At 37.2% G+C, this 26251-nt stretch carries 25 protein-coding genes and 1 pseudogene; 16 read left to right on the top strand and 10 right to left on the bottom strand.

Features of this window, described 5'->3' with window-relative positions; genetic code table 11:
* Positions 1–34 precede the first annotated feature (34 nt).
* From OCC_RS00675 to OCC_RS00640, 8 genes are all read left to right on the top strand, one after another.
* Positions 35–838 carry an ATP-binding cassette domain-containing protein gene (locus OCC_RS00675; RefSeq protein ID WP_004068668.1) on the top strand — a complete coding sequence of 268 codons (804 nt, stop codon included), beginning with the start codon at positions 35–37 and terminating at the stop codon, positions 836–838.
* 164 nt (positions 839–1002) lie between these two features.
* Positions 1003–1608, top strand: coding sequence for a hypothetical protein (locus OCC_RS00670; RefSeq protein WP_223208989.1), 606 nt, complete (start codon positions 1003–1005; stop codon positions 1606–1608).
* A gap of 12 nt (positions 1609–1620) precedes the next feature.
* Entirely contained in the window at positions 1621–2721 is a 1101-nt protein-coding gene (locus tag OCC_RS00665) for a ThiF family adenylyltransferase (protein ID WP_004068674.1), read from the top strand.
* Positions 2718–4022 carry a YcaO-like family protein gene (locus tag OCC_RS00660; protein ID WP_004068676.1) on the top strand — a complete coding sequence of 435 codons (1305 nt, stop codon included), beginning with the start codon at positions 2718–2720 and terminating at the stop codon, positions 4020–4022. The genes OCC_RS00665 and OCC_RS00660 overlap by 4 nt, the downstream gene beginning before the upstream one ends.
* Positions 4023–4033: 11 nt before the next feature.
* Positions 4034–4867, top strand: a complete 834-nt coding sequence (locus OCC_RS00655) for a SagB/ThcOx family dehydrogenase (RefSeq protein WP_004068677.1) — start codon at positions 4034–4036, stop codon at positions 4865–4867.
* Between the two features lie 164 nt (positions 4868–5031).
* Entirely contained in the window at positions 5032–6801 is a 1770-nt protein-coding gene (locus OCC_RS00650; protein ID WP_004068683.1) for a M1 family aminopeptidase, read from the top strand.
* Between the two features lie 497 nt (positions 6802–7298).
* Positions 7299–8717 (top strand): radical SAM/SPASM domain-containing protein, encoded by a 1419-nt coding sequence (locus OCC_RS00645; RefSeq protein ID WP_004068689.1) that lies wholly within the window; start codon positions 7299–7301, stop codon positions 8715–8717.
* 57 nt (positions 8718–8774) lie between these two features.
* The gene (locus OCC_RS00640) at positions 8775–10523 is read left to right on the top strand and encodes a M1 family aminopeptidase (protein WP_020953571.1); all 1749 of its coding nucleotides are present in this window, start codon (positions 8775–8777) and stop codon (positions 10521–10523) included.
* Between the two features lie 3 nt (positions 10524–10526).
* Here the strand turns inward: OCC_RS00640 and OCC_RS00635 are convergent, their stop codons facing one another.
* Entirely contained in the window at positions 10527–10802 is a 276-nt protein-coding gene (locus tag OCC_RS00635) for a helix-turn-helix transcriptional regulator (protein WP_004068695.1), read from the bottom strand.
* A gap of 13 nt (positions 10803–10815) precedes the next feature.
* Positions 10816–11631: an ABC transporter permease gene (locus OCC_RS00630; RefSeq protein WP_148290372.1), complete on the bottom strand. Its 816-nt coding sequence runs from the start codon at positions 11629–11631 to the stop codon at positions 10816–10818.
* 181 nt (positions 11632–11812) lie between these two features.
* Between OCC_RS00630 and OCC_RS00625 the strand changes: the two genes are divergently transcribed.
* Genes OCC_RS00625 through OCC_RS12495 form a run of 6 tightly spaced genes read left to right on the top strand, consistent with a single transcriptional unit; the run spans position 11813 to position 16653 of the window.
* Positions 11813–11995, top strand: a complete 183-nt coding sequence (locus tag OCC_RS00625; RefSeq protein ID WP_004068699.1) for a hypothetical protein — start codon at positions 11813–11815, stop codon at positions 11993–11995.
* A complete protein-coding gene (locus OCC_RS00620) occupies positions 11992–13458 on the top strand; it encodes a radical SAM/SPASM domain-containing protein (protein ID WP_020953570.1) in 1467 nt (488 codons plus the stop codon). Before OCC_RS00625 ends, OCC_RS00620 begins: the two co-directional genes overlap by 4 nt.
* Before the next feature lie 31 nt (positions 13459–13489).
* Positions 13490–15133 (top strand): DUF4932 domain-containing protein, encoded by a 1644-nt coding sequence (locus OCC_RS00615; protein WP_171814824.1) that lies wholly within the window; start codon positions 13490–13492, stop codon positions 15131–15133.
* Positions 15134–15138: 5 nt separating this feature from the next.
* A complete protein-coding gene (locus tag OCC_RS00610) occupies positions 15139–15630 on the top strand; it encodes a radical SAM protein (RefSeq protein WP_020953568.1) in 492 nt (163 codons plus the stop codon).
* A gap of 41 nt (positions 15631–15671) precedes the next feature.
* Entirely contained in the window at positions 15672–16442 is a 771-nt protein-coding gene (locus tag OCC_RS00605) for a radical SAM protein (protein WP_148290370.1), read from the top strand.
* Entirely contained in the window at positions 16435–16653 is a 219-nt protein-coding gene (locus OCC_RS12495) for a hypothetical protein (protein WP_004069919.1), read from the top strand. The genes OCC_RS00605 and OCC_RS12495 overlap by 8 nt, the downstream gene beginning before the upstream one ends.
* Here OCC_RS12495 and OCC_RS13125 read toward each other — a convergent pair.
* A complete protein-coding gene (locus tag OCC_RS13125) occupies positions 16588–17055 on the bottom strand; it encodes a radical SAM protein (RefSeq protein ID WP_084684339.1) in 468 nt (155 codons plus the stop codon). The two genes, OCC_RS12495 and OCC_RS13125, sit on opposite strands and share 66 nt — an antisense overlap.
* On the opposite strand from OCC_RS13125, the gene OCC_RS00595 reads away from it, so the two are divergent.
* Positions 16975–17748, top strand: coding sequence for a radical SAM protein (locus OCC_RS00595; protein WP_004069918.1), 774 nt, complete (start codon positions 16975–16977; stop codon positions 17746–17748). The genes OCC_RS13125 and OCC_RS00595 overlap by 81 nt on opposite strands.
* Complete coding sequence (locus tag OCC_RS00590; protein ID WP_238565064.1) at positions 17745–19799, top strand: M1 family aminopeptidase; 2055 nt, start codon at positions 17745–17747, stop codon at positions 19797–19799. Before OCC_RS00595 ends, OCC_RS00590 begins: the two co-directional genes overlap by 4 nt.
* Before the next feature lie 15 nt (positions 19800–19814).
* Here OCC_RS00590 and OCC_RS00585 read toward each other — a convergent pair.
* The 7 genes and pseudogenes from OCC_RS00585 to OCC_RS00555 all read right to left on the bottom strand — a co-directional run bounded on the left by OCC_RS00585 (position 19815) and on the right by OCC_RS00555 (position 26236).
* Positions 19815–22320: pseudogene (locus OCC_RS00585) on the bottom strand (DUF5814 domain-containing protein).
* A gap of 5 nt (positions 22321–22325) precedes the next feature.
* Positions 22326–22772, bottom strand: a complete 447-nt coding sequence (locus tag OCC_RS00580) for an Lrp/AsnC family transcriptional regulator (protein ID WP_004069916.1) — start codon at positions 22770–22772, stop codon at positions 22326–22328.
* A 76-nt stretch (positions 22773–22848) separates the two neighbouring features.
* Positions 22849–23547: a uracil phosphoribosyltransferase gene (gene upp / locus OCC_RS00575; RefSeq protein ID WP_004069915.1), complete on the bottom strand. Its 699-nt coding sequence runs from the start codon at positions 23545–23547 to the stop codon at positions 22849–22851.
* Between the two features lie 5 nt (positions 23548–23552).
* On the bottom strand, positions 23553–24836 hold the full coding sequence (locus OCC_RS00570; RefSeq protein WP_004069914.1) for a uracil-xanthine permease family protein: 1284 nt from the start codon (positions 24834–24836) through the stop codon (positions 23553–23555).
* A 111-nt stretch (positions 24837–24947) separates the two neighbouring features.
* Positions 24948–25319: a cupin domain-containing protein gene (locus tag OCC_RS00565; protein ID WP_004069913.1), complete on the bottom strand. Its 372-nt coding sequence runs from the start codon at positions 25317–25319 to the stop codon at positions 24948–24950.
* Positions 25320–25359: 40 nt separating this feature from the next.
* Positions 25360–25539, bottom strand: a complete 180-nt coding sequence (locus OCC_RS00560; protein WP_004069912.1) for a hypothetical protein — start codon at positions 25537–25539, stop codon at positions 25360–25362.
* A gap of 1 nt (position 25540) precedes the next feature.
* Positions 25541–26236, bottom strand: a complete 696-nt coding sequence (locus OCC_RS00555; RefSeq protein WP_004069911.1) for a SagB/ThcOx family dehydrogenase — start codon at positions 26234–26236, stop codon at positions 25541–25543.
* Between the last annotated feature and the right edge of the window lie 15 nt (positions 26237–26251).

Below are 26251 nucleotides of genomic sequence, written 5' to 3'. Positions count from 1 at the left end.
TTTTTTTAAATTTTTTGATTTTTGGGTGGCCAAAATGTTAGTGGTTAAAGATCTAAATGTTGAATACGATAATGTGAAAGTTTTAAAGGGCATATCTTTTGCTTTAAATAGTGGAGAAAAAGCTATTATATTGGGAACTAATGGGGCTGGAAAAACTACACTATTAAAGTCACTACTGGGATTGATCCCTATTAAAAGTGGCAAAATTCAAATCTGTGGAAAGCCTTACGAGAAGGTAGTTGGAGAAAAGAAAGTCTCTACAAATCTAGAATCTGTTTACAAATTAGTGTATTCTATAAAGGTATCAGAATTAATTGATCTTTATTGTGATTTAAAGGAAATACCCTCTCAGCAAATTCTTAATTTTATAAAAGAAATGAAACTAGAGCATATTCTTGAAAAGAAATTTTACAATTTATCCAGCGGTGAGAAAAAATGCTTAACGAATCTCTTAGCGTTTTTCACAGATTCTAAACTAATATTGCTCGATGAACCTTTTGAGGGTCTCGATCCTTGGCGGACAAATAAAACAGTTGAAATCCTAAACTCTCTGAAATCATCTATCATCATGACAACCCATCGACTGGATATTCTGAGTAAATTTAGCACTTTTAAAGTATATTTCCTATTTAATGGTCACTTATATGGACCGATTAGGAGTGCATCTGACCTTGTTAATTGCTATGTAACATTTTCGGATATTGAAGAGGGTGAGTCAGATATAGTTCTTAGGATTCAGGGAGATAAGAAAAATGTTATTTTAACTAGGAGACCGATAGGACAAAAGATTTCAGATTATGCCAGTATAGATGAAATATATAGGGTGATGCTAGAATGACTAAGTATCTAAAGTACTTTATTATAAGCATGTTTAGAAGCAGAGGTCTAATCTTCTTTGGATTGTTCCTTATTTTGCTGTCCTTGATACCAAACATGTTATCTATATCGGATTCTGCACATTATAGTCTAAAAGTTTTAAACCATGCCAGTCGCTGGTATGGTTTGGCAATTCTGATTTCTTTTAGCATAGTAAGTGGGACACTAGCGCAGATGATTTATTTTAGCTCATCAGCGATTATATACCTTCACAGGCATTCAAAACTATCAATAAACAGATATTACTTTGAGAGCACATTGGGAGCGATGGTTATCTTTGGAATATACGCTCTTATAATACTATTTGCAACGATAGTTGGGTATTCATATGTTTCAAAAAATATTATATTTCCTAAAAAATTGCTAATGCTGGTTCTATTTACCATGCTAGCAGGCCTATTTTATTTTTCACTTTCATTTTCACTTCAGGCAATAGCAACCCTTCTTAAAAAAGCACATTTAATTGAGTATTTAGCCTACTTCCTAATATCCCTCACATTTCTTCTTGGATATCTTCAAGTTAATACGTCACTTGATGTTTCTTTACTAGTATTCCTTTCTCCGTTAAACAGTATCCTTAGCCTTCTTATATATGGCTACTCGGGGATTTTATCCTTTTCTGTAGAATTTCTGTTAGTAACTTCCCTGTTTTATATAACAGTGCTTCAGCTCATAAGTGTGTGGTCACTTAAAAGATTGAAAGAAGTCAGAATAGAGGATAAGTTGATTTAAGAGGTGGTAGAGATGGCAAATTCAAAAAGGAAGAATGCACGTATATGGTTTAACTGTGGTATTAATTTGATTTTCTCTGCTCCAAATGAACTTATATTTAGAGATGTTAATGGGAAATTAATTAGATTATATGGTAAAAATATTAGAACTATTTTTAATAAAATTAAAGAAATTTTAGATAATAATGAAATCTATTCAATTGCAGACTTACAAGAGTCCCTAGAAACAGAGTTTCCAGATAATAAAAACATTATTAAGGAAGTTGTTAACTATATGTTTAAGCAGGGCATTTTAATATATGAAAACAAAGATAGACTATTGCCCGAATTGTCTCTTGAGGAGCTAATTAGAATGCATGATCATATATGTTTTCTCAAAAGTCTAGGATATACAGACTACCAGAAACATCTAAAGAAGAGCAAGGTCTTGATAGTAGGTCTCGGCAAGTTGGGGGCTAATATTGCATATAACTTGTGTAATGTTGGTGTAGGTTCAGTTATTTTGTTTGATAGAACTTTTATTTCTCCAACCGAAATAAGTGATATTTACACTAAAGATGCAATAGGTATGAAGAAGGCAGATTATCTAAGAAAAAAACTAACTTCTATCTTTCCTGAAATAGAGGTGCAAAATTTACCAGATACTATAAACATTAGCAATTATCTAAATGATAGTGATTTTGATATTATAATAGTAAATTCAGAACATTTTAATATAAAATTACTTAGCGAGCTTAACGATCTCTTGTATAAAATTAGCACTCCTTACATGTACGCCTGGATAGAGGGGTCAAGGGGGTACATCGGTCCTCTTATTTATCCTCCAGATACTTCATGTTTCAACTGTTACTTAACATGGAGATTTTTTGGAACTTTTATGGAAGATAAAATAAAAGCTATAAATAATTATGGTTCTTCTGGTTATATATTTCCTCTAGATAAAATTATAGGAGCTCTTACAGTTCTTGAAGTTTGTAAAGCAATTGGTAGTTTAGGAACTCCATTATTTAATAAAATAATTTTGGTTGAGGTGCTCCCTACCCTCACGATTAGGTATATCCCTATTTTAAAGGATCCAAAATGTAATGTCTGTGAGGGGAGGTGGTTTAAATGAGGATAAATTGTCATGTTAGCAATATTGAAGTTTTTGAATTGTCTAATTATCCCCTTCCAGTCGAGAAAGTTATTATCTTTGAGCCTTATCATACGGATATAAATCTCTTTTTAGCCACTGTTATAGGAGATAAGAAGTATGTCAAAAGACTATTGGGATCTTGCTGGGACTATCCTTTTAGTGGTTCTGGAGTCGGGATAACTGAACGAGAAGCTGTTCTCCGTGCATTTGGAGAATATACAGAACGTTTTATTGGGATGTATTACCAGTTTATAGCTAGAGATAAAATGATCTTTGCTACTTATAGGGATTTAGATAAAATGGGACTTAATGCGCTCAGCCCACATAGTATACAATTGTTTCATAAAAGGCAATATCAGCAAAAAGACTTTCCATATTCTAAATTTTGTGAAGATAGTTTGATAAAGTGGATGCCAGGGAAATCATTAATTACAAACGAGGAAGTTTATGTTCCTGCATCTTTTGTATTTACTCCCTATATTCCCGAAAGGGGAGAGAATTTAATTAGTCCCTCTGTAACAACTGGGAGTGCTGCGCATAGTAATTTAACTCAGGCTATCATTAATGGTATATATGAGGTTATTGAGAGAGATACTGCTAGAATATATTGGTATGGGAACCTTAGATCAACCAAACTAAAAGTAGACAATAAAGACATTAAGGACTTTATAGATTTTATCAAAAATAAAAAAGATATAGAGGTAATAATCACATATATGGAAAATGATCTTAATATACCTACATTTATGGCATCAATAATAATTGGAAAAAATAATAGAAAGAGCGTTGTTACTGGTCTTTCTTCTAACATTAATCCAATTAATGGTTTAAAAAAAGCAATAACTGAGGCATTTCATACATATCTATGGAAACTACTAACACAACCAAGTCCAAAACAACAATTAGAAAATTTTACTGATCACGTAGCCTTATATTTAGATCCGAAAATGTACATCCATTTTATCGATTTTATAAATAGTAATGAAGAACTTTCATTACAGTCACTAATATTAGCCTCAGCAGTTTATTCCTTCGACTCCGCAGAGAGGCATCTTAACATGCTTATAAGACTTTTAAAAAACAAAGTGCTGGACTTAATCGTAGTTGATATCACTCCGGAAATTCTCAGGAAAACAGGTATTCATGTGGTTAAGGTAATAATCCCCCCACTGCTAAGTATCCTGGCGGGTCACATTCAGTATTTGGGTGATAAGCGATTGTATAACTTTTCAGGTCATTCTTATGAAGAGCTAAGGTGTATTCCTCATCCATATCCATAAGGTGATGCTGAATGGTTCATTATTTTGTGAAGGTAACAAAAAATCGTAAAAAATCTACCATATTAGATCTGGGGTTATTATTTCACAAGAACACAAGTATAAACCCCTCTAATGCCAAAGAAACAAGTGAGAGAATACAAAAGTTTTACAGAACAGTAAACATTGATGAATTTTTATTTCCATCTAAACAGTATGTAGATAGAACAAGAATAAAACTACCTAGAATTGATGTAACCAGCTTCTCTTATGATTTAGTACGGGCTATTGTAACTCGCAGATCTATCAGAACATTTTCATATGAACCAATTAAGTTGAATGAACTTTCTGTACTTCTTAAACTCTCAAGTGGCGTTGTTTTAATACAAGATGAAGAAAATCACTCCATTTATCATAGATCCTTTCCAACTGCAGGAGGGCTAAATTCTTGTCATGTATACTTGATATCGCTCAATGTAGATGACTTACCTTTTGGATCTTATTATTATGATCCTCTTACACATGAATTAATTAAAATTGAAGAGTATCAAATTTCACAAAAAAATGAATTTTTAGATACGTTGGTTAAGGTTCTTGGTAATCAAGAATGGATTAGAACTGCTGGTTTAATATTAATAATTACAGGGGATTACTCTAAAATAAGGTTGAAGTATGGAGACAGAGGATATAGATATTTACTCCTTGAAGCTGGCCATATTATGCAAAATTTTTATCTCATCGCATCTATGCTTAACTTAGGAGTATGTTCTATTGGTGGTTTTTACGACGATTATATTGCAAAATTAATCCATGTAGATAACACTAATGAACTAGTTTTGTATTTAGGAGGAATGGGTAAATTAGTGTGAAGATACTCAAAAATGATGCTTAAATGGACATGACAAATACCTCAAACATATTTTGAATTTATACCTTTACACTATGACTCAAAACAAGAAATTCACTTGAGTTAAATAGTGCAGGAGAGTATATTAGTGATAATAAAACTACTGTTTAGTGAGGGGGAATGCTGATGAAAAGAAAAGCACTTGCTGTATTCCTTATCTCTTTTCTTGTGCTTTCCGTGGGATATATTCTATGGAGTAATAACCCGGTCCCATCATCAAAACAAGAGAAATTGCAACTCTACATTGAGTATCCTTCAAAAGTCGAAGAAAAAAGTATATATGGAGCTTTTCCCTATTTTCTGACGAATTATTCTGTTATTGCAAACATAACTGTAATTACCCTCAATCATCACTTAAAAGTGAGGTGGGATTTTATAATCACGAATAGATCTGGAAATTATACTGTACTCTACATAAAGTCTCCAAATTTTGGTAGATTGAGTATGGTGGTTGAAGGAGTACAAGTAAACATATCGAAACTCTCTCGCTATTCACTACCTCAGTATTATGCTCAAGTAATACTTTTGAATGTAACATATCCAAAAGGCATTCCAATACATGGAACACTAGAGTATGAAACAACAATAAACTCCTCTTTTACTAAATACATACTTGGGGATTTTGTGAAATTTTCTCCAATTTATTATCCTGAGACATATCCTTCAACAATAGTTTTCTCAACTGAATGGCTTCTTCCAATATCATCTGTAGGAATTCTCGTTAACTCAAATTCCCTCTATAACCCGATTCCAGAAATATATAATCTCACCCTCATTTTACCTTCAAACTATATCGTGCTCTCTGATTATTATTTACCTAGAGTATGGCATAAAGATGAAAAATTAGTGGTGATGTTCAAAAATGTTAAACCTAATCCAACAAATTACCGGTTTATTTACATTTACAATCAAAACCTTTTTCAGAAAACCAAAATTACTATTAGAAATATTAAATTAATCATTTACAGCCCAAAGAATAATTACTTGAATGCTCAAGAACTCGCAAATATCACAGCACAAATAGTCTGGCACTATGTAGATCGCTTAAGTATACTTCCTTATCAAGAAATCAATGTATTTTTTAATCCGGACATTATCTTTGGAGAAGAGTTTGAATATTTCGGGAAAGGCATTATAATCGTCGGGTTTCGTGCACATCATGGATTTTTGAGAAATGAGGACATTTTACCAACAATTGCTCATGAGCTTGCCCACCTATGGTTTGGGAGTTATGTCCACTTTGGTCGGCTCGATGAAAGCCTCGCCACACTCATGGAATTTGATGTGAGTGAACTTACTGGTGAAAACTTGAAAGAAAGAGAAGATCGAGCAGTAAGGAATTTCAAACGTTACGGAATGCCTCTTGCCCAAGTTTACCAAGATGGAATACTTGACCCGCAAGTGAGACTTGGTGTTGAATATTATAAGGGTGCTTTTGTTTTTCGTTCTCTGCAGTTTGTTCTTGGTAATGAGACTTTCTTTGAAGGTTTAAGAGAGCTTTTGAGAGAGTGTCATGGTAAAGAGTGCAATTTAACTGATGTTCAAAATGTTTTCGAGAAAGTTAGCGGACAAGACTTAGACTGGTTTTTCAAAGAATGGTTTTATACTGCTAAGGTTCCTGATTATGAAGTAAAAAACCTAACTGTAACGCAGAAAAACAGTAAATATTCATTGACCTTTGAAATTGTCGATAAGAGTAATTTTACAATGCCCCTTGAGGTTGAGGTAATAACTCCAAAAGAAAAGCTCGTTAAAAAAGTCTGGATTAGAGGGGAAGCAAAGGTAAGTTTTGAACTAAATGATAAGCCCCTAAAGATAATCCTCGACCCAAACGAATGGATGGTAAATGAAAATAAAAAAGATAACGTTAAAGGAATAGAGATTATAATCGAGTGATGACTTTAACGTTTCTGTTTACTGCATTAACGTTCATCACTGCTCACTACTCATTATTAAAAATCAATGAAATTACTTATAAGCATTGCTCTTTTTTTCTTTAATTATGGTTTCATGCTATTTATAAAAAAGTTTCAAGAGTTTATAAATCAGTTGCAGTAAAACTTATTTATTGTTTCAACAAAAAATATAGGTGAAAAACTTGTTGGGGTGATTGAGGTGGAGTTTGAGATCATAGAAAAAGGTTCAGGAGAAGGAATTACTGGAAACCTCTCATGTACCTGTTATGGAGGATCGAGTCTTTGCGGAGATGATTGCAGTCTATATTGCCCAGGAGTTTGCATACCTAAGTGTATCGCCGTATTTATTCCAACGGGTTTCTGTATCGGAATAGATTGTGAGTGTAACCAGCAGTGCGAATATTGTGTCTGTTATTAACTACTAATCGTTTGTTTTTTGTTTTGTTATTTCTCAATTGAAGATGTGGAGGGAAATAGATGTCGTATAAATCCTCTAAATATAATTTGTTCATCGAAAGAAAACGAGAAGTTATATCATTTAACACATTGAGAAACATAATAGCTAAGTGTGATATTGAAACAAAAGAAATCTTGGAAAATGAAACGTTTAATAAATTGCCTCCAGACTTGTTAAATAAGATGATTTCTGAAGGAATAATAGTTAACAAAGAACTAAACGAGCTTAATATCATTAAACTTACAAGAATGATGTATTATGGACAACTTCTACATTATTTAAGTATTGGACTGACTTTAGTAATGACATATTCTTGTAATTTGAGATGTCCCTACTGTTATGAAGGAGATATAAAAAGCAAAGGTGGGTTATTAACCCGAGAGAAAATTGAGACAATACTCACTTTTGCAAGTGCTCATGCACAAGGAGACAAAAAACCAACAATCTCAGTTAGTTTCTATGGAGGAGAACCTCTTTTAAATTGGAAAGGATGTGAATATACACTACAAAGATTAGAAGAAATGAAAGAGAATAAAGAAATCCGTGATTATTCAGCAGGTTTTGTCACTAATGGAACACTAATTAATGAGGACATTGTTGACGCAATCAATAACTACAACGTATATTCAATGCAGATAACATTGGATGGTCCAAAAGAGATCCATGATAAAAGAAGAATAAAATCAAATGGAGAGGGAACATTTGATCAAATAATCGAAAATATAAAACTTTTAAATCGGAGAATAGCTAATAAAAACTTCCATTTGGCATTAAGAATAAATGTTGACAAAACAAACTATAAAAAAATCCCAGAATTGTTAGACTTCTTAAAGGATGAGGGTCTAGGAGGTATACCAATTTCCTATGGAATTGTGAGAGGAAATCTTCCTTATTGTAGTTCCAACTGCGGTGTTTACTTTTCTGGGAGCGATCTTCAGAAGTATCTCCCATATCTTTGGAAAGAAGCTTACAGGCGAGGATTCGAGGTTTGGACTAGACCTAACTTACGATTCATTTATTGCGGATATGACAATCCATTTGGATACGTTATTGACCCAGAATTAAAGGTATATCCGTGTTGGGAGATGGTTGGAATTGAGGATTATCAAATTGGGGAAATACAGAAAGATGGAACAATGAAAATTACTCCATTTTATTATGATGCGAAATCTAGGGATCCTACAGAATATGATGAGTGCAAGAATTGCAAACTTTTGCCAGTTTGCATGGGTGGATGTGCAATGGAGTCAATTCGAAAAAATGGACATCCCAATGGTCCAGGATGTGACATAAATAAATATATTTGGAAAGAAGGATTAAAATTTTATCTAATGAAGAAGTATCCCAACCTATTTAGCAAGGAAACTCTAATAGAGAACTTAGGGAGAGTTCCAAATAGAGATGAACAAACCAAAAATCGTATAATGTTCAATACTTAATACATTATTTATTTTTAATAATGATGACAATACATCGAAACAAAATGGTGGGAAGTTATGATGATTGGAAAAAAGGTGATTGTTATTTTCATTTCTTTTATCATCATACTCCCTAGTGGATGCCTCAGGATTCCAACTGAGCAGAAAACTTCTTCTCAAATGCAAGCAAATTCAGAACTACATGTTGAATATCCTTTACAAGCAGAAGCGCAAGTGATATACGAACCTGAAATAGATGATATTTTTAGGAGAATTTCAGTGGATTATTCTCTGGTTGGAAATGTAAGTACCTCAATTACACATCATCATTTAAGGCTGAAATGGGACTTCATGATCGTAAACAGAACCCAAGATAGTACAATAATTTACATATTAACCCCAAACTTTGGTAACTTGAATATCACATTTGAAGAACAGCAAGTTAATTTATCGAGACTCTCTTATTACTTATTGCCTGATTATAATGTCAAGATATTTCTCCTGAATTTAACATATTCAAAAGATAAACCACTCTTCGGAACACTGGAATATGAGACGACGATAGATTCTCTGTTTCTCTATTACGTAGCTCAATTTTCCAAGTCTTTTTATTATCCAGAAAACTATCCTTATGCAATATACTTTTCACCGAATTTCGTTTTCCCCGTATCTCCTGCAGGGATAATTGGGAAAGTTTCTCGGGGAAATATCGTTCTTGTTCTTCCTTCGAGGTATGCAGTAATCTCTGAGTACCCGTTAGAAGTAAACTCTAAGAATAATCAAACGATTATAATAATTGACAATTCCAAACCATGGGGTTCTGTGTATATTTATAAAAGAGGATTTTTCCAGGAAACTAAACTAACAATAGGGGACAACAATACTTGGTTAGTAATTTATGCTCCAAGCAATATGAGATTATATTCTAAGGAACTTACTAACGCTACTGTAAAAATAATTAAGCATTACATAGATAGATTGATGGATCCCCCTTATTCCGAAATCAACGTAATTTTTCATCCAGATCTTCCATTTGGAAATGGAGAGGAATTTGAGGATTCTGGAAAAGGAATTGCAATTGTTGGAATTCGAGATAGCAAAAGGATTGAAGACATTTTACCAACCCTTGCACATGAAGTTGCTCATCTGTGGTTTGGAAGTTATACTGATCTCACTCCAGGAATTGAGGAAGGTCTTGCTACATTCATGGGAAGTGATGCGGGATATCTCAGCTATAGCTTAGGTTACACAGAAAGGCAAATATTGAAATATTCTTCACAATACAGGAAACCATTGATTCAGGCCTATAAAGAAGTTATCTCCAATCCCCAAGTTAGGAATGCCATTAAATATTATAAGGGTGCTTTTGTCTTCCGCTCCCTACAATTCGTGCTCGGGAATGAGACTTTCTTTAAAGGGCTAAGGGAGCTTTTGAGGGAATGTCATGACAAAGAGTGCAATTTAACTGATGTTCAAGGTATTTTTGAAAAAGTCAGTGGACAAGATTTAGATTGGTTCTTCAAAGAATGGTTTTACTCTTCAAAAGTGCCGGATTATGATGTAAGAAGCCTAAGTTTAGAAGAGAAGAATGGGAAGTATCTTCTAACCTTTGAGATTATAGATAAAAACAATTTTACAATGCCCCTCGAGGTTGAGGTGATAACTTCAAAAGAAAAGCTCGTTAAAAAAGTCTGGATTANAGGGNAAGCNANNGTAAGTTTTGAACTAAATGATAAGCCCCTAAAGATAATCCTCGACCCAAACGAATGGATGGTGAATGAGAATAAAGAATACACCACAGAAGGAATAAAAATAACAGTGGAATAACAATCACACTGTCTTCACAACATAAGTTTTCCCATTCTTCTTCCGTTCTATCAATCCCTTCTTTTCCAGAGTTTGAATAATTCTGCAAGCCTTAACTTTTCCAAACCTCTCACCAACTTCCTTTTGAGTGACTTCACCCTTCTGAATTATGAATTCCAAGATTTCCCTTTCTGAGTCGGTTAATCTTTCATTGTATACCTGGTCAAGATTAACTTCTAATCTAAGGAGTAATACTACCTTTCCCTCTTCACAGCTTGCTCTTAATATGTGAACCCTCATGCGATCACACCTCTTACACATGCCCTAAAGTTCCTAATTCCCTTGCTTTATTAAAGCCCCATAAAAAAGTAAGATATCCCAAGAAGAGCATTACAAAAGTTATGGTCAGCATGTTTGCCAAACTTGGGAGAATTTGAATCAATGAGTATCCTCCTCCCATTGTTAACCTACCCATTTGAAGGATGTATGTTTCAGGGTGAATTTTTGATAATGGTTGAAGCCAGCCTGGCAGGGCTTCTGGCGGAAAGTAAAGCCCGCTAACAAGCTGAGCAGTAACGTTGAAGAACCAGTTTAACGGGTCTTGAGTCGCTTTGGTGGCAATTCTAAAGCCTGCCGAAAACAGATCAAGGGCAAAAATTAGCAAAACGCCGCTCAAAATGACAATTACAACACCAAGGTTAAGATGAATGGTTAATCCGAAAAAGAGGACATAAATTGTGGTTATTATCAAAGTTAACCCTAAATTCCATAAAATTCGCCAGGCGTTAATTCCGATGAAAATTGCTGTTAAGGAAGCTGGTGAATTGTATAATACTGGAAATATTCTTCCCAAAACGAATGAGGAAATGCTTCCCCTCGGGAGAAATACCAAGTTGTGGATTATTGAGCCTATTAACAGATAATCGAGATAGTTTGTGGTGCCATATTGGGAGATGTTAGCGTTGATTGTGATTAGATTTGCAAAAATCCCAATGAAGAGAATGTTCAAGCCTAAGCTGATGAACTGGAGGACTAAGTCAAAGCGCCTTGAAAAGAAAACTTCCTTTTGTATGAAAACGAATGCTCTAATCACCTTGATGTCCTTGACCATTGCACTAATGTTCAACACTGCTCACCACTCATTATTAAAAATCAGTGAGATTACTTATAAATATTGCTTTTTTTTTCTTTGATTATGGTTTCATGCCATTTATAAATAAAGTTTCAAGAATTTATAAATAAGTTGCAGTAAAACTTATTTATCGTTTCACCGAAAGTATAAATGAAAAACTTGGCAGGGGGTGTTGTGAATGAAGATTGAGATATTGAAAGTAGAGAATGGGAAGATCATTGAGCCAGAAAATCTTGGAATGGAAATATGTATGACAGGTTGTGGTGGCGGTGGGGGAGGTGCCCTCTATTCAGACCTCTGCTACAATGTTTGTGCGGCTTGGGGATATCTTGGCTGTGCTTCAGATGCTAATATGAAATGAGAGCGGCATTCTCTTATTTATTTTTATTCTGCTGTAGGGACTATGGCTCTAATGGGGAGGATTGTATATTGAAAGTTAATAAATATTTGCTGAATCTTAAGCTTGAGGAAGACAAATACATTATAATAAACCTATTAAATCAAAAGGCGTTTTATTGTGATAAAGAAGTTAAGGATGCTCTTTCTACCGAACATATAGGTACATTGCCCTTATCGATTCTTAATACTCTAAAAGAACTTGGGATTATCCTTCCACATGATTATGATTACATTAAACAGTTTCAACAGATGGCTAAAAAACATGTGTTAAATCCAAATCAATTTAAGTTTTATGGTTTTGAGATTATACTAAATTGGAATTGTAACTTTGCATGCAATTTTTGTATACAACGAAAAAATTGGGGACAAAGGGAGAGCATATCTCATAAAAAATTACAAAAAATCTTAGAATTTATTGATATGTATGGAGACAAACCTCCACATGTGGCTATAAGTGGTGGGGAACCCCTACTCCCAGGTAATTACGAAATAATTGAGAGATTGCTCAGATATTTAGTTGAGAAGAACGGGGAACTTGTAATAACCACAAATGGTTTTACACTCTCTAAGTATCTCCATTTATTTGAAAAATATCATTCTGTAATTTCCTTAATACGAATAAGTATTGCCGGTCCCCAGGAGATACATGATAAAAAGAGAGTTCATAAAACCGGTGCGCCGACGTTTAACATTGTATTTGGCAATCTTAAAAAGGCTATGAAAACTGAATTATTGCCAAAACTTAGAATCGTTACGCATTTTGACCAAGAGAATATCCCTTACTTGGATAAATGGGTCAAAATATTGTTGGAAGAAGGGATTCTTGGAAAGGTTCCAGTAATGTTTTCAGTAGTAGAAAATGGTGGAAATATTAACTCCCAAAGATTTGAGGAATACAAAAATAGAGAGTATATATCTAAAAAATTAATAAAATATTTTTCACAAAATAAATGGGCACTTAAATACATCGAAGTGGATAATGGAACAGGGGAGTTTGAAATAATTAAAAACATAATCTTACATGGGGTACTCCCTAATGTGCGTTTATACTCATGCAATGGACTTGCAGGTAGAGAAGCAGTTATGGCACCCGATGGATATGTTTATCCCTGTGTAATACTTGCCAGAGAAAAAACATTTAGAATCGGTAAATACTATCCTGCTTCAGAGATATTTTGGGATTCAATAACAAAAGTAAGAAGTAGAAACTTAACAACCTTAAATAAATGCCATAGTTGTCCATTATTGCCCATCTGCAGTGGGGGATGTCCTTTTAAAGATTTATCAAAAAAAGAGTTGGAGAAGGTGAAGCGGGGATTGATACCCATTACAGATTGTGTAAGTTGTATGAATAAAGGCCTTATGGAAAATGAAGTGAGTCAACTCTTTTTTGAATTTAAGAAAGTAATGGGGCAAGGAGGCTAGACAAATGAAAAAAAAGTTTGCCGTGTTATGTATGATAACGTTGTTTATAACGTGCCTCCATCCGTTTTTTCAAGTTGTTCAGGCCCAAGAAGCTCAAATTAACGTGGAAGTTAACCCTAACTTGGAATTATTTAGTGTGATTTATGTTCTGGCCTTCAATGGGAGTGATTCGTTTATAATAGCACCCGAAGATTATGTTAACGATGTCTTGACGTACTTTGCCCCTTACAAAGAGCATGAGGCGGTCGAATACATTAGGAAAATTCTCGATAAGTCTTACCCGTATTACCACCGTGATAGTGTGATAATGGATTTAAGCACTAGACTAGTGGCTTTAGATTACCTGCCAAATGAGACTAATCTTGGCGATTTAAAGCCCCTGGCAGAGTTTGCCAAAGAGAGCAACTTCATGGAGTTTTACAAAGCTCACGAGAAAGAATACGCTGAATACACCTCAAGCATAAAGCCTTACTTACTGGGCGTCCCAAAGCTGCACAGGGAATTCTTTGGACATGCCGCTAAAGAATACCGAGTCGAATACTCGTACTCATTGAGAATACGTGCTCATGTAGTATTCCAAGGAGGAACAGCCTACTGCATAGACTACATCTATCCAGTCAAATATGAAGAAGAAAAGATTCAGGACGTTGTTGCAATATTCCATGAGTTTACACATCCTTTTGTTAATAATTTTCTGGGGAAAACCTACAAGCTTTTCGAGAACAAAAGTTATTACCTGGATGAAATCAAAAACCAACTACCCATGACTACAATGTATGATTCAGCGCATTTTGGATCATTCATTCAGTATCTTAACGAGGTTTTAACAGAAAGCCTCGCAGAGTACTTCGCCTTAGAGAGTGGTGTTCCCCAAGAGTCAGTTAAGTATAGAACACTTAAACTCTCCTCTGGGTTGTATCCTCTCGAAGATTTTTTGAAAGAATATAAGTATTTTGAAAAAATCAGGAAAGATAATGAAACTCTGCTTGATTACGCTCCCACTATGGCCGAACACATGGGGGAGTGGGCAACTCCAGAGAACATCAGTAGATACTTTAATAAGAGAGCTCCTGTCATGGGACTCCCACTTATAAACAGAGGCACATACCTTGGCAAGATTGTAATTGTTTACGGTACCCAAAACCCCGATAAAAGTGGTGTGGAGTACGATAAAAAAACTGCGGAGGAGTTGAGGGAGTTTCTTGAGAACTCATTTATCATAGGCTACAGCAACGCCCCCAAAATAATTGTCAAAGAGGATGTTAATTTGACAGATGAAGACCTAAGGGGGAATTTAATTCTTATTGGCGGTCCTGTAGCGAATGAAATTACGAGGAAGCTAAATGACCAACTTCCAGTAGCTTTTGTGCATTATGAGGATGGTTGGAGTTTAAAGCGGAATCCGAGTGCTGTTGAGGATTTCGGTGCGTTTCTGCTAACACCTGATAACCTCATAGAACTCCCATTGAACAGCACGATTCCCTATGATGAGTCCATGGGTGTGCTGCAGACTATTAGGAATCCCTGGAATGAGAAAAACTACATTATGGTGCTTGCTGGTTTAACACGATATGGAACAAAAAATATTTCAAAGAACTTAAACTTTATAGTTAGTTATAAAATCTTTGGAGGAAACTACACAGAATTAGGATTTTACAAGCAATATAAAGGGTGAAAGCCATGCACCTCTCTTATTTTACAAACATCATCCCACTAACCGGAAATGAATATCTCTTGCTGAAGCCTGGTTCAAAACCCTTGACAGTGGATGGAGAAGTTGTTGAAACGATTAAAACTCCAAGCTGTGCTCCAAAAGAAGTTATAAACGCTCTGATAAAAGAAGGATTTATTACAAACTTAAAGCCGGAAGAAGAAGTTGCATTATTTTACAGTTTTTTAGAACAAAACGAATCCCAAATAAAAGGTAAATATAGCATTGCAATAACATACAACTGCAACTTTGCTTGCACTTACTGCTATGAAAGGAACATAAGTAAGGATAGCACAATCAGCAGAGAAATGATTGATAGGTTTTATGAAATAGCTTTTTCAAATAGGGACAAGATAAGGGATAGCATTGGAATTACAGGTGGGGAACCTTTAATGTATGAAAATGCCGAAATTTTGGAATATCTTCTACGAGAAGGAAAGAGAAAAAGGATTTGCTTTTGATATCATAACCAATGGTTATGAGCTAATTGAATTTTTTGGGGATGCTACAGAAAAACAATGTAAAAATCGTAAAAGTAACGTTAGACGGTTCCAAAGAAGTCCACGACAAAAGGAGGATTCACAGGAAAGACAAGAGGACTTATGATAAAATTTTAGACGGAATTAAAGAAGCTCAGGCTAATGGAATTAAAGTAATAATCTTTGTAAATGTGGACGCTCAAAATATCAATTACATCCCACAACTCGTTAATGAACTTAAAGAAAATGAAATAAAAGCCACAATTTTATTAAAAAGGGTTAATGAACGTTCAGGAACAAAGTATCCCTATATTCTAACTCCAAAAGAATACTTCGAGAGAGTCTTCAAAATAATAAGGGAGTATAGACTAAAAGAGGTCAAGGTTTATGAATTCGATGTGTTTTATGCAAGCCTTTTCAATGCTCTCTCATCAGGAACTTCAATTCCCGCAAAGTTAAGGTATTGTGGAGGAGTTACTCCCAATGTTTTGATATTTGATCCAAGAGGTGACATTTATACATGTGATTACCTTTTAGGTAATAAAAGAGCTAGTGTTGGCACTTACTACCCAGAGTTTAAATTGAACACAAACTATTACATCTGGAAGAATAGAACAGCAGGCAAGATAAAGGAATGCTTTAACTGCAGGCTATCTCTTTTGTGTTCTGGTGGATGCCCCATGGAGGCATATAGAGCTCATGGAACATTGTACAAACCCTATTGCGAAGAAACTAAGTATCTGCCTGACTACATAAAACTTTGGCTTTCCCTGAGGAGGGAAGATAATGATTAGTCCTTTTGTCGTCAAAATAAAACTCTGCAATGACCAATATATGCTGATAAACACCAAAAACGGATCAATGATAAAAGTCGACAGCGAAGCATTAAACGAGCTTGAGAAGGAAACCCCTAATTTGGAAGATGACATTTTGTTTATTTTAAGACAGTATGGGTTCATAACCGATGAATATGACATCAATGGTTGTTTGTATCAAAGCTATTAAATCCCTGTAAGATTCAAGAAGGGGCAAATAATGATTTAAATCAATAGCGTTCGTCATAATTATAAATCTATACCCATATGATGAGCCAATTTCAAGAATGTACTCAATCATTTCATAGAGTCTCTTTTGGAGGGGTTCCCCACCGTAGAGTTGGATATTTCGGGTTTTGCTTTTTTTATCGTCAACTTCTCCATTATCAAACTTTAAAATAGCCTCAAAGATTTTATCTACTTGTTCTTTTGTTAAGTCTCTTTCCCTTTTTATGTTTCTTTGATAACAGTAAGAACAATTAAGGTTGCAAGTGTAAGTCACAACAATAATGTGATAGTTATTTGGGTAAATATTATCCCAGAGCCAATTAAAATAATCTTTAAGTTCTTTGCTGGTCCAAAAGAAATCCATGATGCGTATCGATATGATGGAGCATTCGAAAGAACAACCTCAAACATAGAGAAAGCTATCGATGCGGGATTTAGAGTTGATTTGAGAACAAATGTCAACAAAGAAAATTATAAATGCTTGGAAGAACTTGCAAAATTTTATATTGAAAAAGGTTGGACAAACAAAGAAAATGTCAGATTTTATTTAGCCCCAGTTAGGGAAAAATTTGGTCCCTGCTACTTTAACCCGAATTTATCCTATGATGAAATCCTAAGTCTATTCAAGAGTGAGTTAATAACAAAAACTTTTGGAGTATTCAATGGTCTCTTTGTCAAGTTCTATGAGGGGATTTGGATTCCACAGTTTTATAACTGTCCAGCTCATTACAGGCAGATATTTTATGATCCCTATGGTGATTTATACACGTGCATGAGTGCTCTGAGAACAAAAGAACTTAGGATTGGAAAATACTACCCGAGTCTTGAACTAAATGAGAACTTTCAGTTATACAGAAAACGAAATATTTTCAACATTGAAAAATGCAGAACCTGCGAATTTGCTCTGCTCTGTGGAGGAGGATGTAGCTACAATGCATTTCTAAGGGCAGGTAATTTAACCAATCCCGACTGCTATAGCATGGAAATATTAAAGGAAAAGTTTTTCAATTTGTTTCAAGATAGAAACGTCTTATATTACTATTTTAGAGTCAAATGATAGTCCACAGCAGAGGCATAATATTTAAGGCAATGACTATCTATTCAGATAAAGGTGAAGCCTTTATGGATAGGGTAATAGCATGTGGTTTAGTTTTTATTCTCATAACTGCCACATTTGGGTGCATATCATATCTCCACTCAACGACCACAGTTCAACAAAAAGATACTGCAATCCCTGTACAAACACTAGAAAATGCCAGCCTTATTAATGTTGCGGTTTACAAAGACTGGCTCCACAATTCCACACAATATTTCGAAATCTATTATCCAAAAGAAGTTTATGAAAACCCAGTATTGCAGTCAAAACTCAACATGCTCATCCTTGGTGCAGACAGCACCTATGAAAGCTATTCCAAGATTTTTGGAACCGAACCACAAAAAGCAAAAATCTATCTCTACCCCTCAAAAGAAGAGCTCGAAAACATTACAGAGAAAAACACCCTCTGGTTTGTGGATTATCAGAAAAGGGAAATACACATTGCTCTAATTGAAGAGACTGGTATGTATTTATCGTTTGAAATTGTTCCGGCGCTCTTAGAATTTGCGGCAGGCAAAACACTTCCAGATGCGCTTGCCATTGGATTCGGAGTGCTGGACTTCAAAATACCAATGAGCCTTCAAGAGAAAACGACAAAATACGTAAGTATAAATCAGTTAAACTCCCTAAACCTTAGGGAAAATTACAACGAAACCTTATATACTGAAGCCGGAGATTTGTTGAGATACATTGCAGATACTCACGGTCCGCAGGTTCTTATAAAAGTCTTAAAAGGGGGCAACATCCCAGAAATCGATGACGGAAAGTTCCGGGAATTTCTGAATGCTGAAGATCGTGAGACAAGCAATATAGGAAAGACTTTCATCACTTTAGACATCAGCATGCAGAAGAAGAAATTTGAGGGAGTTGTAAGCTACAACAATGTCACTTCACAGCTATACATATACTTCAGAAGAGTTCCGAGAATTAACATTAAAGAAATTAAAGTGAACGGCGAAAATGTTGACTTCATCCAGAGTTTTGCACTAATTATCCCCATGAAAGACTTCAAAAATGGGAGCATAGAAATTAAATACAGCGGGGACTACTCAAAAATAGAGAAAATTGCACCTAAAAGGGGATACATAGAGGGACAAATTAAAGAGGAGATTGCATTTTTAAGAGGAACATTCTTGAGACCCATGCTAAACTCCGTCGAGCTGTTTAAAGCTATAGAGGTTAAGGCTAAAACTGATAAAGGAACAGTAATAGCTCCAGGTGAATTAATTTCCTCTGGAGGAACATTTATCTGGAGAATTTCATTCCCTCGTGGCTTTACCGGGGTAATTCCAATCTTTGCCGGGGAGTTTAAGAAGATGGAGCTAATGAACGGCTACTTAACGGTTTACTACATGGGAATTGATGACGAAACCGCAGAGAGGTACGCCAACCTTACCGCAGAAATTCTGGACTTTGGAGTAAAATATTTTGGAAAACCAGGATATGAGAAAGTTAAAGTTGTTTACCCCAATGAAATGAGCATTTCAAGTTTAATGCTCGATACCCTTGCATACTCCCATAATCCCATACGCTACAAATACGGCTACACCTATGAAATAGCACACTGGTGGGTTCCTGGAACGGTGACATTTGACACAAACATGAGCCAGTTCTGGTTCAATCTTGCCTTTCCATGGTACTACTCTCTAAAATACGCCCAAAACATTTCACAAGAAAGTTACCGAGAATTAAGGAACTATGGGATTTCAAAATATCACAAAACAACAAATTACGGAGAGAAAGATATTCCATTAGTGGAAGTGTGGAAAGTATGGAGAACAGATATCAACCTTTACTATGCTGTTGGTGCATATAGGGGAGCCTTGGTTCTTGAAAAGCTTGAAGAACACACAAGCAGAGAGATATTTTTCCAATCTCTTAGAGAGTTCTTTGAAAAATACAGATTCAAAGAAGGAGATTTAAACGATTTTGTAGCAGTATTAGAAAAGAACTCAGGAAAACCAGTTAAAGAACTCTTCCAAAATTTGACAACAAGCACAGGTTTGCCTTAGTTCTTCAATTTTTAATCACTCATTTCTTAGCTTTCTTCCTTCCTCCAGTTCCCTTCTCAGAGTTCTTGCCTCAAACTCTGCATTTTTTGCTCTAAATACCTTGGCTATCCTTTCGATTGCCTCAAGCTTCCTAATTATGCCATCAAGCCATGTAAAGATATCCCCAGGATAGAGCACAAGGGAGTACTGCCTTCTGAAGTAGTCTGCAATCTGTGTTGGATGCTTTCCTTGTCTTCTGAGCTCGATTATCGTGGATGAAATCCGCTCCATGGCATATTCCGTACATTCTTCTTCCTCGCACATAAAGAAATCTTGGTAAATCAGAAACAGCTTGTCCTGCACGTTTGGACTGACCTCCGGCAGAACTTTTTCGAGCTCTTCTAGAATAGAGGCAAAGCTTGGGGAAAAAATGTTGCTGCTCAGTCTTCCTCTCACGGCACTTTCAAGCTCTCTCTGGAGCGTTCCAGTTAGATAAACGTTCTCAAATGGCAGAAGCTTAATTGCTATCTCCCTGGGGTGTCTCTTGAAGAGGCTTTCCCTTATAAACTGAGCCTCCTTTGGAAGGAGAAAGCTCATGCTCACGGCCCTTCCATAGGGGGTAACGTTTACAATCTTACCCCTCAGTTTTACAAAGTCGAATTCTTCAAGCTTTTCAAGAACTTTCTCGGCATTTTGATTTGCACCCAAGCAGAGGGACTGCACTTCCTCGATATCGTCAAGGTAGGAGAAAACACAAGAATGAGCCAGAACCTGATCCTGCTCCAGCTCATCACTCCATTCAACGTGAACAGGTTCAATTGGTGCAGTCAAAAGCTTAAAGGCAATTTCATCTTCACTTCCTTCCATCTGAGCAGAATACTTTCTACCGGGCTCCACTATGAGGTAAACCTTGCCCTTTTCGTGATACAAAGGCCTGCCAGCCCTTCCAAGCATTTGGTGGAACTCTCTAACGGTAAGCCACTTGTTTCCCATTGCGAGGCTTTCGAAGATTACCTGAGAGGCTGGAAAGTCAACTCCCGCCCCCAGGGCAGCGGTTGTTACAACAACATCCAACATCTGGGCTTGAAACTCCATTTCAGTGAGCTTCCTTTGGTGATAGGGCAAACCGCTGTGATAGGGCTTTGCCTTCAAACCTTGTTCGTTAAAAATGCCGCAAGTTCGTGACACCTCTTTCTTGAGAATGTGAACACTATGGTCTGGCCCTTAAATCCTTGGGGGGACTTTCTCATTGTTTCAGCTTTGCACAGCTGAGCCACGTAGCGCCACTTTTCGCTTTCATTTCTTGCTATTATCACGTGCCTCTCAAGTGCAACCGGTCTCTCATCGTAAAGAACAAGCTTCAACCCAAGCTCTTTCGCAAGCTCTTGAGGATTTCCAATCGTTGCGCTCAAACCTATGAACTGGGCGTTTGGATAGAGCTTTCTGAGCCTTGCAATGAGACCATCAAGCCTCGCTCCCCTTTCTTCGTCGTCAAGCATATGAATCTCATCTATGACTATTGTTCCGACGTTCCCTATTTTCCTTCCAGCCCTTAGGAGGTAGTCAATGCCCTCGTAAGTTCCAACTATTATGTCGGCATCTATGCCGGTATCGACAACAACGAGCTCATCTTTGGTCTTTATCCTGCTCATTCCCACTCTTATGGCAACTTTAAGGCCAAGCTTTGAGTACCTCCTCTTGAAGTCCTCGTACTTTTGGTTTGCCAGAGCCACAAGCGGCACCAAGAAAAGAAACTTTTTGCCTTTGAGGGCTTTCGGAATGCCTGCTAATTCCCCAATGAGGGTCTTTCCACTCGCCGTTGCGGAAACTATCAGCAGGTTTTCTCCTTCGAGAAGTCCATTTTGTAGGGCTAAAACCTGAACTGGAAGGAGTTTTTCTACCCCTTCTTTCTTTAGAACCTCCTTAAACTCTTTTGGAATGCTTACCCCATCTATGGACAGCTCTTTAACCTTAACATGTTTTGGCTCCAGCTCATCCCACTTTGTAACCTCTGGATTTTTTGTTGGGTCAAAACGGGGATCAAAGACAGCCAGAACTTTATTTAGATCTTTAAATCTCTCAAGAAGTTTTTTGCCTGCTCAAACATTCCGAGGCTCCTAAACCTATAGCGGAGCTCATTTTTAAGCTCTTCCTCGGCACAGTTCTCACAGATAAATTCATGGTGATATTTTATCCTATTTCCTTCCGTCAGCACGGTTATTTTCCCATTTAAAAGACAGAGTCTGCACAGCTCTGCTTTCTCAATCCTCTTGTTTTGGAGCCTTACCCTAAAATACTCTTCCCATTCTGCGACATCGGAGGTTAAGACAATCCTCGCAGCTTTCAGCATTTTTTCAATCTCTTTTGGATTTTGATAGTTGCTGCCTTCCAGAACCTTGAAAAGTCTGGTACCCCTCATTATCAGTCTGAAAATTCTCTCCGCTTTTAAATTCTGGATTTGGGAAAGCTTTTCGGGTTCATTTTCAATATAGAATGCTTCAAGCTCACTGCTCTTTTTTCCCTTTCTGATTACAAAGAGCATCCCTATCATCTCCTTTGGGAGCCCTTGGAAATCTGAACTCCATTGTCTTTTATGACATCGAGGATTATGGTGACCCTCCACCGTCGGAGGTTTTTACGCAGATATCTTTGAGAAAGAAGCCTTAAAAAGCTTTTCAGCTCGTCCATGTTCCTGAAGTTAGCTCTTATCATCACCTGGAATTCCCCGGTCTTTTTATAGATGCCCAAGACGTTTTCGAGCTTTCCTATCTCTTGCAAAACCATTTCAGCCCGGGGATCATCAGCAAGGAGTTCAAGCTCGATTAAAGCCTGCAAATACTCTTCAAGAAAAGCGGGCTCCACAAGAGCGGAATAGCCCTTTATCGCGCCGAGTCTTTCAAGTTTATCGACCCTGTTTTTTATGCTTGCTACAGATAGCCCAAGCTTTTTACTAAGGTCCGTGAAAGTAATCCTACCGTTCTTTCTAAGCTCCACTAGGATTTTTTGTCGATTTCGTCTATGTCCACCATATCAATCAAAAAATATTGAAGAGAAGATATTTAAGCTTTCGCTACTCTATTGTGTGCACCTGCGGCAGGGTTGAAAGCTTTATTGGTGCCCCAAATGCTCTGTCTCCTGCATCCCCAAGGCCAGGGAGTATATAGCCTTTGTCGTTGAGCTCTCTGTCTATCTTTGTTACGAATATTTCAACCTCTGGGAATTTTTCTTTTATTCTGGTTATTCCTTCAGGAGCTGCAAGAACGCCCAACACGATTATTCTCTTTGGAGTACCGTACTTTTTGACCTCTTCTATTACCCTCAGCAGAGTTGAACCAGTAGCTATCATTGGATCGGCTATGATTACCGTATCTTCGGGCGTTATCTGGGGGATTTTGATGTAGTTCATCTCTATCTCAAACTTTGGGGCTTTTCCTCTTGATGCTGAGACTATTCCTATCCTTGCATGCTCAAAGACCTTTACAAGACCTTCCATAAGGGGCACTGCAGCTCTGAGAACAGTTACTATGACTACATTTCTCCTGTCTTTTACTATTATCCCTTCAGTTTCTTCCAAAGGTGTCTCGACTTTTACTTTCTCTGTCTCCATTGTCTTGATTATCTCATAACCCATAAACCTTCCAAGCTTTACAAGCCCTTTTCTAAAAGCTATAGAGTCTGTTTCTTTATCTCTAAGCTCTGTTAATACTTCCATCAGATAGGGAGAGTCATCAAAGGAGTAAACACCTTTCCACCTTTTATCCTCTATCATCTGAATCACCTCAACAGTTGATCAAGCAAAATGGCCGTTAAGGCTCCTACAGCCATACCTGATTCTAAAATGCTCCCCACAATTCTTGGAAAGTGCTCTAGGAATTCCGGCGGCAATTGGGGAGCTCCAAGTCCCACAATCAGAGCACTTGCGATTATGAGCATGTTTCTATCGTTTAGCTCTACCTTCTCCTTTATTAACCTAAGCCCAGTAACGCTTATCATACCATAGAGCGCTATCGTGAGTCCTCCAAGTACGGGCTGAGGAAGGGAAGCCAAAACACCGGAAAACTTTGGGATCATCGCTAAGAGGATTAGTATCACCCCTCCTACCTGCACCACTTGCCTGCTTGCAACCTTAGTTAAGGCCACCAATCCTATGTTCTCAGAGTAGCTTGTTGTCCCGCAAGCTCCGAGAATTCCTGCAATTGAACATGCAAGCCCTTCGCTCATTATTCCCCTATTGATGTTTGTGTTCGTTATTGGTGCCTCAGATATAGCAGAAATTGCGTGGTAATCTCCAACGCTTTCTATTATGCTCACGATGAATGCAAACAGCAGGGTTATTATTGCAGAGGCTTCAAATACTGGAGTGCCCCATGGTAGAGGTTTTGGAGCATTTACTAATGGTAACTCTTTAACCAAGCTGAGATCTGCCATTCCAAGGGGAATGCTGACGACGTATCCTATTAACGCTCCCACTATTACGGGCATTGCCCTTAAGGCCCCTTTTCCTTTAAGTGCGACGTAGACCGTTGTTGAAAATGTCACAAGTGCAATAAAGAAAGCCTTCGGTATTGTTGAACCGCTCGGATCGGCAAAGAAGTTGAAGGTGTACTTGACCGCTACATGGGCTAGAGAGAATCCTATGAGCATTATTGTGACCCCAGTAACTACAGGCGAAAAGAGCCTTTTGACTTTCCCGAGGATCCCGAATGCACCTATTGCCGCCTCGATTAATCCGCCTACGATTAGAGCTCCTTCTACAGCAGCTAATCCCAAGCTTTTCCCTATGCTGATAAGTCCCGGGATAAAGGCAAAGCTTGAGCCTTGAACTATTGGGTATCTTGACCCTATCGTGGTTTGAAGAAGGGTCGCTATTCCCATTGCCAGGAGAACCACCTGGATTAGGAGCGCTATCTCCCTCTGCTCAAGCCCAATTGCCGTCCCCACGACAAGGGGCACTGTAACTGTTGCTCCAAACATTGCAAGAACGTGCTGAAAGCCCAAAAGAACAGCCTGCTTTGATTCAACTTTTTCTTCTATTCCAACTTTAATTCCGTTTGCCATTAAAGCCCGCTCAAGGTATGTCGTGATGAATTTAAAAAATTTTCGGTTTAAGTGATAGTTTCATGGCAATATTGAAATGGAAATAATAAAGATTAAACATAAAAATGAAAATCACTCACCTCTTTCTTCGGGAGGTATGCTACCTTCTTTTACTGGGATTAAACATAGGAATTCGAGGGTTTCTGAGTCGGGATTTTCGTATCCATGCGGCTCGTTTGGAGGAATATACAAAAAGCTGCCCGGTATAACTTTCACAGTTTTTCTTCCGTTTGTTATATAACCTTCTCCCTTTACAACGAATATCTCATGCTCCCAGTCGTGCTGGTGGATTGGTATTTTTCCGCCTTTCCTAATAACAAAATATCTCATTGCAAAGTTTTTAGCTCCTATCTTTGGGGAGATAAGCCATCTTATTGTTGTATTCTCAACTCCCTCTATTGTAACTTCTTTTTCCTCTACGTCTTTGTAGTGTCCAACGAACATTTTTATCACCATAAAATGTAGGGAAGGCATATTAATAAGCTTATCTGACCACCCATATTGTCCACACCATAAAGAGGTAAGCGAGCACGCTCACGAGGATGTGTATCTTTATCCAGAACTGCCTCTTCTTGGAGAGAAGTATGAAAGCACCGCTGAGCATTGAGAGACTCATAAGCCCAAAGGTTATATATCCGAGAGTATAATGGTCTAAAACTACCATCTTAGACCCTCCCAACAGGGAATATGTATAATGGGGCACCCTCAGTGCCTATTATCTTTGCAACCTCATCATCATAAAACGCCCCAACGGCAACTGTGCCTAGTCCTAAAGCCGTTGCTTGGAGGTATATGTTTTGTCCTATGTGGCCTGCTTCCATATGTACGTACCTGATTCCCCTCTCTCCATAAATCCTGGTGGTTCTTTCATAGAAAGCCACAAGTACAATGTCCACTGGTGCATCTCCTACCCACTTCTGGTTCAATGCTGCTTTCTGGAGATCTTTTCTAAAGTCTCCTTCTTTAATCATTGTTAGGCTGTGTTCAAAGGGGTCATAGTGATATATTCCCGGTCTTAGACCCTCTACATTCCCGACTACTACGAAAATTTCAAAGGGGTAAGTTGCTCCAGCACTTGGAGCGGCTCTTTTGTCCTCGTGGGTTATCCCCTGACAGGCCCATAAGAGTTGAGCAAGCTCTTCTATGCTGATAGGTTGATTTTTGTATGTTCTGATGCTTTTTCTCTTGGCAATCGCCTCTTCCACGCTCATATCTCCTTTTAATCTCGGCTCCGGCAGAAGTATCTTTTCTCCAGAGTATGTAGTCTCCCTTCCTCGCGGAAAATAGGGTTTTAAGAATAAAGCTATTGATGATGCTATTACAAAAACCACAACAAGGGCTGCAACCTTTTGATAGTTCATATGTGTTGTTAGGTT

Source organism: Thermococcus litoralis DSM 5473 (assembly GCF_000246985.2).
Lineage (GTDB): Archaea > Methanobacteriota_B > Thermococci > Thermococcales > Thermococcaceae > Thermococcus_A > Thermococcus_A litoralis.
The sequence above is the reverse complement of the archived record's forward strand: the minus strand, read 5'-3'. Positions and strand labels throughout refer to the sequence as shown.